We start from the raw sequence: 11,685 nt of genomic DNA, 5'->3' as shown, positions 1-11,685 counted from the left end.
ATGAGCGCGCGCAAGGGCATCATCCTGGCCGGCGGATCGGGCACCCGGCTGTATCCGATCACCATGGGGCTGAGCAAACAGCTGCTGCCGGTCTATGACAAGCCGATGATCTATTACCCGCTGACCGCCTTGATGCTGGCCGGCATCCGCGAGATCTGCATGATCACCACGCCGCAGGATCGCGACCAGTTCATCCGCACCCTGGGCGACGGCAGCCAATGGGGCATCTCTCTGACCTATGTGGAGCAGCCCAGCCCCGACGGGCTGGCCCAGGCCTATCTGCTGGCCGAGGATTTTCTTGCCGGCGCCCCCAGCGCCATGGTGCTGGGCGATAATATCTTCTTCGGCCATGGGTTGCCGGAGCTGATGGCGCGGGCCGATGGGCAGGAGACGGGCGGCACCGTCTTTGGCTATCACGTGGCCGATCCCGAACGCTATGGCGTGGTCGCCTTCGACAAGACCGGCGCGGTGCGCGAGATCATCGAGAAACCGGAGCAGCCGCCCTCGAACTATGCCGTCACCGGGCTTTATTTCCTCGACGGCACCGCGCCGGAGCGCGCCCGCGCGGTCATGCCCTCGCCGCGCGGCGAACTGGAGATCACCTCGCTCTTGGGCCTCTATCTCGCCGACGGGCAGCTTCGGGTCGAGACCATGGGGCGCGGCTATGCCTGGCTCGATACCGGGACCCATGCCAGCCTGCTGGACGCGGGCAATTTCGTGCGCACCCTGGAAGAACGCCAGGGGCTGCAGGCCGGCTGCCCGGAGGAGATCGCCTTTCAGCAGGGCTGGATCAATGCCGAGGAACTGGCGGCGCGGGCGGCGCTGTTTGCCAAGAACAGCTATGGCGCCTACCTGGCCGGGCTGCTGGACTGAACGGGCGGCGCGTCGAACGGATCACTGCAAAAAGGCCCGGGCGAAGGGAACCGCCCGGGCCTTTTGTCATGCGGTGGCTGTCACGCCACTCAGATCACCCCGGCGCGGCTGAACACCCCGAAGAAGTTGCCGAAGATGTTGGAGATGGTCAGCGCGTCGTTGATCGGCGATTCGGTGGCCACCACCAGGTCGCCCGGGTTGATCGCGAAGTTGCGCGCCGAGAACAGCCCGTCGGCCGAGGTCAGGTCTATGGTGAAGACCACCCGCGTCTGGCGCGGACCACGCACCCCGGGGCGCAGCGCGTCGCCGGGATATTCGCGCAGCACCAGCAGCCCCTGCGGATCGGCCTTGCTGTCGCTGACCCCGCCCATGATCGAGACCGCGTCCATCGCCGAGACATCGTCCTTGCGGAATCGGTGCAGGTCCTCGGTGCCGGCGGCGCCGAAGGAGAGGAAATAGCGGCTATCGGCCTCGACGAAGACCCGGTCGCCGCCGCGCAGGCGGGTGTCGAGCCGGGGATTGTTCAGCAGCGTGTCGACCGAGGTGCCGTAGATCCCGCCGCCGCGCATCAGCCGGATCTGCGGGTTCACCAGGTCCTCGTTCACCCCGCCGCCGGCGGCCAGCAGGCCGAGCACGGTATAGTTGCGGTCCGGCATCGGGTAGCTGCCGGGGCGGCCGACGCCGCCGACCAGGTCGACCGAGTTGGCCCGCCCCTCGGCCATGTTGAGCTGGACCTGGGCCGAGGGCACGATCGCCTCCAGCGCGCCCTGCAACTCGGCCCGCGCGAGATCCGGGGTCAGCCCGGTCACGGTGATGTTGCCGACGTAGGGCATGAAGATGGTGCCGTTGGCGGAAACCTTGACCTCTTCCAGCCGGGTTTCCTTCTGCTCGGGCGCGGTCAGCAGAGAGTTGTCGGAGCTGTCCCAGATGCGGATGCTGAGCATGTCGCCGGGCTGGATGATCTGGGTCGCGGGGCCGCGGCTGGTGCCGATCCAGTTCAGCCGCTCCTGGTCTCCGGTCGCCGGCCATTGCGCCACCGTGGGCAGAAAGGCGCGGGTGACCTGGTAGACGGCGAAATCCGGTGTCTCGTCGGCGGATTGGCGCAGCACCTCCTCGCGCACCGGCGCGCCGCCGGGCAGGCGACCGCGGGCGGTGCAACCGATGGTAAGGGCGGTGAGTCCCAGGATCACGAGGAGGTTGAGAGCTGTGCGCATCTGCCGGGGGCCTGTCTGTTCCGGGACCTCTCCATGATCGGGAAATCCGTTGCATTTTCTTGGTCGCAAGATACTGGCAGCCGGGGGGCGGTCAACCGTTACAGGGGTGCGAGAGGGGCATGAACAGGGATTTTCCACGGATTCTGGTGCTGGGGGCCAGCGGGCGGATCGGCGCGATGCTGCGCCGGGGCTGGCCGGCGGGGCAGGGGCTGTGGCAGGTCCGACCGGGGTCGGAGTCTGGATTGGAATCCGGATCGGGGCAGGGCGGGGCGGCGTGGCTGCGGTTCGATCCCCTGGGCGATCCGGCGGCGCTTTCGGTGGCGGCGGGCCGGGCGGATGTGATTCTCTGCCTGGCCGGGGTCACCCCGGCGGCGGCGGCGCGGGGGGCGGAGATGGGTGACAACATCGCGCTCGGGTTGGCGGCGGTGCGGGCCGGGGCCAAGGGGGGCGCCAGGGGGCATGACGGGGCGGGCGTGCCGGTGCTGCTGGCCTCCTCGTCCGCCGTCTACGGCACCCGGGGCGGGCTCTTGTCCGAGGTCCCCCCGCCGGCGCCGGTCAGCGCCTATGGCCGCGCCAAGGCGGAGATGGAGGCGCGCGCCGCCGATCTGGGCGCCGAGCTGGGCGTTCCGGTCACCGCGCTGCGGATCGGCAACGTGGCCGGGGCCGACGCCATCCTCGGCGGCTGGCGCGCGGGGTTCACGCTGGACCGCTTCGCCGACGGGCGCACGCCCCGGCGCAGCTATATCGGCCCGGCGGTGCTGGCCCGGGTGCTGGGGGACCTGGCCCTGCGGGCGGCGCGGCGGCGCGACCTGCCGGCCTGTCTCAATGTCGCCGCCCCCGGCGCGGTGGAGATGGGCGCGCTGCTCGATGCCGCGGGCCTGGCCTGGGCGCCGCGCCCGGCGCCGGAGGCGGCGATTCCCGAGGTGATTCTCGACGTGACGGCGCTGGCCGGGCTGGTGCCCCTCGATCATGAGGCCGGGACGGCGCAGATGCTGGTTGCCGAATGGCGCGGCCTGGCGCAAAACCGGCAGCCATGAGAGGACCGTCATGACCTGGGACAAACGCATCTTCGACCTGTTCTTCGCCACCCTCCTGGTGCTGATCCTGGGGCCCGTCCTGCTGGGGCTGCTGGCCTGGCTCTGGCTGAAGCAGGGCCGGCCGCTGTTCTACGTGGCCGAGCGGATGAAGGGGGTCGATCGACCCTTTCAGCTGTGGAAGCTGCGGACCATGACCCTGGCCGAGCACGATGCCGGGGTCTCGGGCGGCGACAAGGAGGCACGGATCACCCCCGCCGGCGCCTGGCTGCGCTCCAAGCGGCTGGATGAGCTGCCGCAGCTGTGGAACATCCTCAAGGGCGATCTGAGCTTCGTCGGCCCGCGCCCGCCGCTGCGCCAATATGTCGAGCGTCACCCGGAGATCTATGCCGAGGTGCTGAAATCGCGCCCCGGGGTCACCGGGCTGGCCTCGATCACCTATCACCGGCACGAGGCGGCGCTCTTGGCGCGCTGCGCCACCCCCGAGGAGACCGACGCGGTCTATTCGCGGATCTGCGTGCCGATGAAGGCGCGGCTCGACCTGATCTACCAGCGCCACCGGAATGTCTGTTACGATTTCGACCTGGTGTTCCAGACCATCGGCAACCTGTTCCGCCGTGACCGGTAACTGTGCGGCGCGGGCAGGAAAGGGCCGATCCGGCGCGGGAGAGGGGCGGCGGCGATTGCGCCGAGCCCGGTTAATGGCTAGACAGCAGGACGTGGCGGGGCGTTTTTTCGCCCTGTCCGGTTGAGGGATAGAATTTGAATTGAGGAATTCATGCGCAAGAAGGTAACGAAGGCGATTTTTCCGGTCGCGGGTCTTGGAACGCGGTTTTTGCCGGCAACGAAATCGGTGCCCAAGGAGATCATGACGCTGGTGGACCGCCCGCTGGTGCAATACGCGATCGACGAGGCGCGGGAAGCGGGGATCAAGGAATTCATCTTCGTGACCTCGCGCGGCAAATCGGCGCTCGAGGATTACTTCGACCACGCGCCGATGCTGGAACAACAGCTGAAACGGCAGGGCAAGGAGGCGCTGCTGGCCGAGCTGAAGGCGAGCAACATGGACTCCGGCGAGATCGCCTACGTGCGCCAGCACAAGGCGCTGGGGCTGGGCCACGCGGTCTGGTGCGCGCGGCGCCTGATTGCCAACGAGCCCTTTGCGGTGATCCTGCCCGACGACGTGATCGCGGCGGAAAAACCCTGCCTGGGCCAGATGATCGAGGCCTACGAGGAGACCGGCGGCAACATGGTGGCCGCGATGGAGGTGCCGCCGGAGAAGGCGAGCGCCTATGGCGTGCTGGACGTGGCCGAGGACCTGGGCCAGGTGGTGCGGGCGCGCGGCATGGTGGAAAAGCCCGAGCCGGGCACGGCGCCGTCGAACCTGGCGGTGATCGGGCGCTATGTTCTGGGGCCCTCGGTGCTGCGCAACCTGAACCGGATGCGCACCGGGACGGGGGGCGAGATCCAGCTGACCGACGCGATCGCCGAGGACCTGGCCAACGACGTGCCGGTCTATGGCTACCGGTTCCGCGGCCAGCGCTTCGACTGTGGCTCCAAGGCGGGGTTCCTGCAGGCGACGGTGGCCTTCGCGCTGGCCCGCGACGACCTGCGCGAGGAGCTTTCGCGCTTCCTCGCCGAGGTGGTCGAGATCGACCGCGCCGCACAGTGATCGCAGAATAATCCGGACGGACAGGGGCAAGACGTGACCAATATCCTGGTGACCGGCGGCGCGGGCTATATCGGCTCGCACGCCTGCAAGGCATTGAAACAGGCGGGCTACACCCCCGTCACCTATGACAACCTGGTGACCGGTTGGCAGGACGCGGTGAAGTTCGGCCCGTTCGAGCGCGGCGATCTCTCCGACCGCGCCCGGCTGGATGAGGTTTTCGCCAAGTACCAGCCGGCGGCGGTGATGCATTTCGCCGCCCTCAGCCAGGTCGGCGAGGCGATGAGCGAACCGGGCCGCTACTGGCGCAACAACGTGGCCGGGTCGCTGACCCTGATCGAGGCGGCCACGGCGGCAGGCTGCCTCGATGTCGTGTTCTCCTCGACCTGCGCCACCTATGGCGAACATGACAACGTGGTGCTCGACGAGGACACCCCGCAGGAGCCGCTCAATGCCTATGGCGCTAGCAAACGCGCGGTCGAGGACATCCTGCGCGATTTCGGGGCCGCTCACGGGCTGCGCGCGGTGATCTTTCGCTATTTCAACGTCGCCGGCGCCGACCCGGAGGCCGAGGTGGGCGAGCATCACCGCCCCGAGACCCACCTGATCCCGGTGATGCTCGAGGCGATCGACGGCACCCGCCCGGCGCTGACCGTGCATGGCACCGATTACGACACCCCCGACGGCACCTGCATCCGCGATTACGTGCATGTCTGCGACCTGGTCGACGCCCATGTGCTGGGGCTGAAATGGCTCGAGGCGGGCAAGGGCAGCCAGGTGTTCAACCTCGGCACCGGCAGCGGCTTCTCGGTGATGCAGGTGATCGAGCAGTCGCGCAGCGTGACCAACCGCGCGGTGCCCTACCAGACCGGCCCGCGCCGCGCCGGCGACGCGACCAAGCTGGTCTCGGGCTCGACCCGCGCCGAGCAGGAGCTGGGCTGGACCCCGCGCCGCTCGACGCTGGACAAGATGATCGCCGACGCCTGGAAGTGGCACCAGACCGGGCATTACGAGACATAGTCCCTCCGCGGCGGCGGGGTTTCGCCACCCCGATTTTGACTTTCCCGGAAAAGGGTTGATAATCATGACAATTATCAACCGAACGAGGGTGTCCTTTTGGGACCCGTCGAGTCGGGCGGTGCCGCGATTTGGATTGTGAGCAGATTTTCATCATGACGATGCGGGGCCGGGGGAGTGGCGAGACATGCTGAAACTGCTTGGCGCCCTGTCGCGCGGCCAGCGGGCCTATGTGTTCCTGGGGATCGACCTGGCGCTGATCCCGGTCGCGCTGCTGTTCACCTACGCGGTGCAGGCGCTGCCGACCTCGCCCTTGCAGACGTTGCAGGCCAGCCTGCCGGTGCTGCCCTATCTGCTGCTGATCGCGGCGGCGCTGTCGAAATGGCTGGGCCTGCCCAATATCCAGCTCAAGGCCTATGAACGTTTCGCCATCGGGCTGACCGCGCTCTATGCCACGGGGCTGGCCGTGGCCTTGGCCGGGCTGTCCTGGATCGCCGAGCTGGGCCTGCCGGCGGGCACCCACGTGATCTTCGGGCTGTGCTATTTCCTCTTCGTGGTGGCGGTGCGGATGGCGCTGCTTCAGGTGGTGACGGCGATCTATCGCCGGGCCGAGCCGCGGCGCCGGGTGCTGATCTATGGCGCCGGCACCACCGGCACCCAGCTGGCCCAGGCGCTGAGCGCCCATGACAGCATCGACCCGGTCGCCTTCGTCGATGACAACACCTCGCTGCAGGGCATGCTGCTGGCCGGGCTGCCGGTGCATCCGCCGGCGCGGATCGCCGAGCTGGTGCGGTCGCGGCAGATCGCCCGGGTGGTGCTGGCGATGCCCTCGCTCAGCCAGCCGAAACAGGCCCAGATTGCCCGGCGGCTGCAGAAGATGGGGCTGGAGGTGCAGGTGCTGCCCTCCTTCGCGCAGCTGATCGGCGAGGAGGCCCTGATCGACAAGCTGACCCCGGTGGCGCCGCAGAACTTCCTGGGCCGCAAGTCCGCCGACAGCGCCCTGAAGGAGGCCAGCCGCAGCTATGCGGGGCGCACGGTGCTGGTCTCCGGCGCCGGCGGCTCGATCGGATCGGAACTGTGTCGGCAGCTGCTGAGTTGCCAGCCGGCGCGGCTGGTGCTCTACGAGCTGTCGGAACTGGCGCTCTATACCGTGCACCAGGAGCTGGAGCAGCTGACCGAGGGGATGGGGATCGAGATCGTGCCGGTGCTGGGCTCGGTCACCGATCCGCGCCAGGTGCGCAAGGTGCTGGCCGATCACGGGGTGCAGGTGGTGCTGCACGCGGCCGCCTACAAGCATGTGCCGCTGGTCGAGGCCAACCCGCTGCCCGGTCTGGCCAACAATGTCTTCGGCACCCGCACCCTGGCGCGCGAGGCGGCCCAGGCGGGGGTGGAGCGGTTCATCCTGATCTCCTCGGACAAGGCGGTGCGCCCGACCAACGTGATGGGCGCCTCCAAGCGGCTGGCCGAGCTGGTGGTCCAGGACCTGGCCACCCGGCATGGCGGCAACACGGTGTTCACCATGGTGCGCTTCGGCAACGTGCTGGGCTCGTCGGGCTCGGTGGTGCCGCTGTTCCAGGACCAGGTCAGCCGCGGCGGCCCGGTGACGGTGACCGACGTGCGCGTCAAACGCTTTTTCATGACCATCAGCGAGGCGGTGCAGCTGGTGCTCAAGGCGGGCGCGGGGGCGCAGGGCGGCGAGGTTTTCGTGCTCGACATGGGCAAGCCGGTGCCGATCCTGCAGCTGGCGCGCCAGGTGATCGAAAGCGCCGGCTATAGCGTGCGCGACAGCGCCAACCCCGAGGGCGATATCGAAATCGAGATCATCGGGCTGCGCCCCGGCGAGAAGCTGGAGGAGGAGCTGACGCTGAACGGCGGGCTGGTCGGCACCCGCTATCCCAAGATCTTCTGCGCCCATGAGGAACATCTTTCCGAGATCGAGGTGGCCGGGGTGCTGCGCGGGCTGCGCCAGGCGCTGGCCTCCGGCGACGAGACGGCCGCCCGCGCGGTGATCGCCCGCTGGGTCGAAGGCTATGGCGCGCAAGAGGCCGGGCGCAAACGCCTGTGACCCCGTCGCCCCGGACCTTCGCGGGGGCTTTCGGTTTCACTGTCACCGCAAAGTCGCGCCGGCGCCGGATTCGGGCGGTTGGCGTTGATCCGCTTTGCCGCTTCGTGGTCTAACCGCTCAGGACCGACAAGACAGGCCGACAGATGCCCCTGCCGATTCTCTTCCTGCGCCGACACGGGACTGCCCTGACGCGGGCGGTGGCGTTGGCCGTGTTGCTGGCGGGCGCGACCGCCACGCCGGGCCTGGCCCAGGACCTGCCGCCCGAGGCCGGATCGGAGGAGCCGAGCTTTACCCCGCTGCCCGCCGCCAGCCTGAACTTCTACGGCTCGCCCGGCGGCATCGACATGCCCTCGGCCGAGATGATGCCGGACGGCACCTTTGCCACCACCCTGTCCGGGTTCGGCGGCCAGAACCGGATGACCCTGACCTTCCAGGCCACGCCCTGGATGTCGGCGAGCTTTCGCTATCACCAGTTGCAGGATCTGAACCTGTTCGGGTTCAAGACCTATTACGACCGCAGTTTCGATGCCCGCTTCCGGCTCTGGCGCGAGGGGCGCTATCGACCGCAGGTGACCCTGGGGCTGCAGGATTTCAGCGGCACCGGCCTGTTCGGCGCCGAGTATATCGTCGCCAGCAAGAGCTTTCGAACCCCGGCCTGGGGCGGGGCGGCGCGCGACGGCGGCCGGCTGATGGTGACCGGGGGCATCGGCTGGGGGCGGCTGGGCTCCTACAACAGCCTCGGCACGCTGGGCAGCAGACCGGCCTATTCCGGGACCACCAGCCGCGGCGGCGAACCCTCTTACGATCAGTGGTTTCGCGGCCCCTATGCGCTGTTCGGCGGCATCGAGTGGCGCCCCAACGACAAGCTGGGGCTGAAGCTGGAGTATTCCTCGGACAATTACGTCACCGAGACGCAGACATCGTCGCTGTTCGAGCGGCGCTCGCCGTTCAACTTCGGGGTCGAGTACCAATGGACGCGCAGCACCCGGCTGGGCGCCTATTATCTCTACGGCTCCGAGATCGGGGTCTCGGCGCAGGTCCAGCTCGACCCGCGCCAGCCGGTCTCCCGGCTGTCGGTGCCCGCCCCCTACCCGGTGCAGCCCCGCAGCCAATGGGCCGGCCCGCCCGAAAGCTGGGACACGGCCTGGGCGGGGAACCGCGAGACCGTGCTGGGCCTGCGCGACCGGCTGGCCGAGGCGCTCAAGCGTGACGGGCTGGTGCTCGAATCGCTGGAGGTGGGCCCGACCGAGGCCGAGCTGCGCTATCGCAACCCGCGTTATACCGCCCAGGCCGCCGCCCTGGGCCGCGCCGCCCGGGCGATGGCGGCGACCATGCCGGCCTCGGTCGAGACCTTCCGGCTGGTGCCGGTGGTCGACGGCATGGCGATTTCGGCGGCGATCCTGCGGCGCTCGGACCTGGAGGCGCTGGAGTTCGATTCGCGCAGTGCCGAGGCGCTGCGCGCGGTGACCGGCCTGGCCGATGCCGCCGCCAAGCCGGGGCCGGGGGCGATGCCGGGGCCCGATCTCTATCCCGATTTCAGCTGGTCGGTGGCGCAGTACACCTCGCCCTCCTATTTCGACCCCTCGCTGCCGTTCCGGCTCGACGTGGGGGTGGACCTGCGTGCCACCTGGCGCCCGGCGCCGGGCTGGCGGATCTCGGGCAAGCTGCGCCGGCGGATCTGGGGCAACATCAAGGACGGGCGGCTGTCGAACTCGGTGCTGCCGCATGTGCGCACCGATGCCACGCTCTACGCGCAGGAAAACACCACGCTGGAAAACCTCTACGTGGCGCGGCAATGGCGGCCGGGCCGCAACCTCTATGCGCGCATCACCGCAGGGTATTTCGAATCGATGTACGGCGGGCTGTCGGGCGAGATCCTGTGGAAACCGGTGGGCAGCCGGCTGGGGCTGGGGCTGGAGGGCAATTACGTGATCAAGCGCGATTACGACCAGCGTCTTGGTTTTCAGGATTACGACGTCTTCACCGGCCATGCCTCGGCCTATTACGATCTCGGCCGCGGCTACGAGGTACAGGTCGACGCCGGCCGCTACCTGGCCGGGGATTACGGCGCCACCTTCTCGCTCGACCGGACCTTTGCCAACGGCTGGAGCGTCGGCGGCTTCTTCTCGGTGACCAATGTCTCGGCGGCGGATTTCGGCGAGGGCTCCTTCGACAAGGGCATCCGCTTCCGCATCCCGCTGGCCACGCTGCTGGGCAAGCCCAGCCGCTCGGGGCTGGGGCTGAGCATCCGGCCGGTGCAGCGGGACGGCGGCCAGCGGGTCACGGTGCCGGGGCGGCTTTACGGGCAGGTGCGCGAGGCGCACCGCAGCGGGCTGGAGGCAGGATGGGCGAGGGTCTGGGAATGAACCGGCGGCTGGCAGGCCTGGCCGGTGCGGCGTTGCTGGTGCTCTCGGGCTGCAGCGGTGGCACCGACGCGCCGCCGACACAGCTGCAACTGCTGAACGCGGCGCGCGCCGCGACCGGCAAGATCGCCGGCAAGGTCCGTGGCGCCGAGGCGCCGGCGCGGCCGCCGCTGACCCGGGCGGCGCTGGACACGGTCGAGGTGCCGGTGCTGGAGGTCACGGTGGAGCGGCGCGGCGACTGGGCCTTCCTGTTCCGCACGCTGGAGCGGACCGACGCCAGCCCCGGCCGGATCGAGCAATGGAGCACCGAGGACAGCAATGTCACCCTCACCTTGCGCGGTGGCGTGCTGATCGCCACGCGGGGGCTGGGCGGTGATCTTCTGTCCAGCGCGGTGCAGGTCTCGGATGCCCGACCCGGCCCGGCTGGCGGCGGCGAGCACCGGCAGCTGATTCGCAGCCTCGATTACCGCGAAACCGCGCTGGCGCTGAGCTGCGAGTTGGTTGACCTGGGCCCCGAGACCATCGAGATCGTCGAGCGCCGCCATGCCACCCGCCACCTGCAGCAGCGCTGCGAGGGCGGCGGCGGCCGGGTGGTCAACGATTACTGGACCGATCCGCGCGCCGGCATCCTCTGGCAGTCGCGGCAATGGGCCGGGCCGTACCTGGGATACCTGGGCCTGCGTCGGCTGGTAAAATAGGCACAGGATCAAGCCCGCAGGGGGAAAATCGCACATGCGGGGCGGCGCGGGGAATGCTGCGCGTTGATCCGGTTCCGAAACTGCGCTACAACTTGGGTTAAATCAGCCAAAGAGGTTTTGGATTATGAACAAGATGATTGCCGCACTGGTCGCCACCACCTTCGGCCTGTCGACCGCCGCCATTGCTCAAACCACGCCGCCGGCGCCGCCGGCGCCCGCAGGCAACGTTGTCGTTGTCGGGGGCACCACGCTGACCACCACCACGCTGGCCGCGATCGGTCTGGGCGTGCTGGGTCTGGGTCTGGCCGTCTCCAACGACGACGAAAGCGGCACCACCACCACCACCACCACCAACTGATTTGGTGCGGCCCCTCGGGGCCGGGTGGACAGAGATCTGGGCGGGCGGCCTGCGGGCCGCCTGCCTTTTCGTGTGTGCGCTCCTGAGCCGAGTGCAGAAAGCTTGTACCGGGATCAGTCATCCAAATTGATTGCCGGATGTGCCAAAGCGTGTCCAGGACGATGGCCACCGAGCCAGTCAACTCACCCCGCGATCATCAGGTCTAAGGCTATCCTTAAGTTCCGTCGATCCGGCCAAGATGTCCGATCGAGTTGTGTCATGCCCCGATATTGCCGGTTTTCCGGCGATTTCACAACAGGCGTGATAATGGCTCCTTATCAGGCCTAACGGAACGCAACCGCAACTTGCGCCAGTGCTGTGCGAAAGCATAATATTTTGCACATCATGCGCAATT

10 protein-coding genes are annotated in these 11,685 nt (G+C 68.5%); 9 read left to right on the top strand and 1 reads right to left on the bottom strand.

The genetic code is table 11. From position 1 onward, the window contains the following. On the top strand, positions 1-873 hold the full coding sequence (gene rfbA, locus ABWV23_RS20515) for a glucose-1-phosphate thymidylyltransferase RfbA (RefSeq protein ID WP_353351216.1): 873 nt from the start codon (positions 1-3) through the stop codon (positions 871-873). Positions 874-962: 89 nt separating this feature from the next. Here rfbA and ABWV23_RS20510 read toward each other — a convergent pair whose 3' ends face one another. Further along, a complete protein-coding gene (locus ABWV23_RS20510) occupies positions 963-2,087 on the bottom strand; it encodes a polysaccharide biosynthesis/export family protein (protein ID WP_353351214.1) in 1,125 nt (374 codons plus the stop codon). A gap of 119 nt (positions 2,088-2,206) precedes the next feature. Between ABWV23_RS20510 and ABWV23_RS20505 the strand changes: the two genes are divergently transcribed. The 8 genes from ABWV23_RS20505 to ABWV23_RS20470 all read left to right on the top strand — a co-directional run bounded on the left by ABWV23_RS20505 (position 2,207) and on the right by ABWV23_RS20470 (position 11,291). Continuing rightward, the gene (locus tag ABWV23_RS20505) at positions 2,207-3,124 is read left to right on the top strand and encodes an NAD-dependent epimerase/dehydratase family protein (protein ID WP_353351212.1); all 918 of its coding nucleotides are present in this window, start codon (positions 2,207-2,209) and stop codon (positions 3,122-3,124) included. A 10-nt stretch (positions 3,125-3,134) separates the two neighbouring features. Next, positions 3,135-3,749 carry a sugar transferase gene (locus ABWV23_RS20500; RefSeq protein ID WP_353351210.1) on the top strand — a complete coding sequence of 205 codons (615 nt, stop codon included), beginning with the start codon at positions 3,135-3,137 and terminating at the stop codon, positions 3,747-3,749. A 150-nt stretch (positions 3,750-3,899) separates the two neighbouring features. Continuing rightward, positions 3,900-4,793, top strand: coding sequence for a UTP--glucose-1-phosphate uridylyltransferase (locus tag ABWV23_RS20495; protein ID WP_353351208.1), 894 nt, complete (start codon positions 3,900-3,902; stop codon positions 4,791-4,793). Between the two features lie 33 nt (positions 4,794-4,826). Beyond that, positions 4,827-5,810, top strand: coding sequence for a UDP-glucose 4-epimerase GalE (gene galE / locus ABWV23_RS20490; protein ID WP_353351206.1), 984 nt, complete (start codon positions 4,827-4,829; stop codon positions 5,808-5,810). A 184-nt stretch (positions 5,811-5,994) separates the two neighbouring features. Further along, a complete protein-coding gene (locus tag ABWV23_RS20485; protein WP_353351204.1) occupies positions 5,995-7,872 on the top strand; it encodes a polysaccharide biosynthesis protein in 1,878 nt (625 codons plus the stop codon). Between the two features lie 143 nt (positions 7,873-8,015). Further along, the gene (locus ABWV23_RS20480) at positions 8,016-10,238 is read left to right on the top strand and encodes a YjbH domain-containing protein (protein WP_353351202.1); all 2,223 of its coding nucleotides are present in this window, start codon (positions 8,016-8,018) and stop codon (positions 10,236-10,238) included. Continuing rightward, the gene (locus ABWV23_RS20475; protein WP_353351200.1) at positions 10,217-10,933 is read left to right on the top strand and encodes a YjbF family lipoprotein; all 717 of its coding nucleotides are present in this window, start codon (positions 10,217-10,219) and stop codon (positions 10,931-10,933) included. Before ABWV23_RS20480 ends, ABWV23_RS20475 begins: the two co-directional genes overlap by 22 nt. 124 nt (positions 10,934-11,057) lie before the next feature. Next, entirely contained in the window at positions 11,058-11,291 is a 234-nt protein-coding gene (locus ABWV23_RS20470) for a hypothetical protein (protein ID WP_353351198.1), read from the top strand. Positions 11,292-11,685: the final 394 nt, after the last annotated feature.

The sequence above is a fragment of the Aquicoccus sp. SU-CL01552 genome, from assembly GCF_040365005.1.
Classification (GTDB): Bacteria; Pseudomonadota; Alphaproteobacteria; order Rhodobacterales; family Rhodobacteraceae; genus Antarcticimicrobium.
Note: the sequence above shows the minus strand (reverse complement) of the source record. Positions and strands in the feature narration are given on the sequence as shown.

Bases quoted from the DNA above. Each gene is read 5' to 3' on its own strand.
- ABWV23_RS20480 (WP_353351202.1), top strand. From the start codon at position 8,016: ATGCCCCTGCCGATTCTCTTCCTGCGCCGACACGGGACTGCCCTGACG.
- ABWV23_RS20500 (WP_353351210.1), top strand. From the start codon at position 3,135: ATGACCTGGGACAAACGCATCTTCGACCTGTTCTTCGCCACCCTCCTG.
- ABWV23_RS20470 (WP_353351198.1), top strand. From the start codon at position 11,058: ATGAACAAGATGATTGCCGCACTGGTCGCCACCACCTTCGGCCTGTCG.
- ABWV23_RS20485 (WP_353351204.1), top strand. From the start codon at position 5,995: ATGCTGAAACTGCTTGGCGCCCTGTCGCGCGGCCAGCGGGCCTATGTG.
- ABWV23_RS20495 (WP_353351208.1), top strand. From the start codon at position 3,900: ATGCGCAAGAAGGTAACGAAGGCGATTTTTCCGGTCGCGGGTCTTGGA.
- rfbA (WP_353351216.1), top strand. From the start codon at position 1: ATGAGCGCGCGCAAGGGCATCATCCTGGCCGGCGGATCGGGCACCCGG.
- ABWV23_RS20510 (WP_353351214.1), bottom strand. From the start codon at position 2,087: ATGCGCACAGCTCTCAACCTCCTCGTGATCCTGGGACTCACCGCCCTT.
- ABWV23_RS20505 (WP_353351212.1), top strand. From the start codon at position 2,207: ATGAACAGGGATTTTCCACGGATTCTGGTGCTGGGGGCCAGCGGGCGG.
- ABWV23_RS20475 (WP_353351200.1), top strand. From the start codon at position 10,217: ATGGGCGAGGGTCTGGGAATGAACCGGCGGCTGGCAGGCCTGGCCGGT.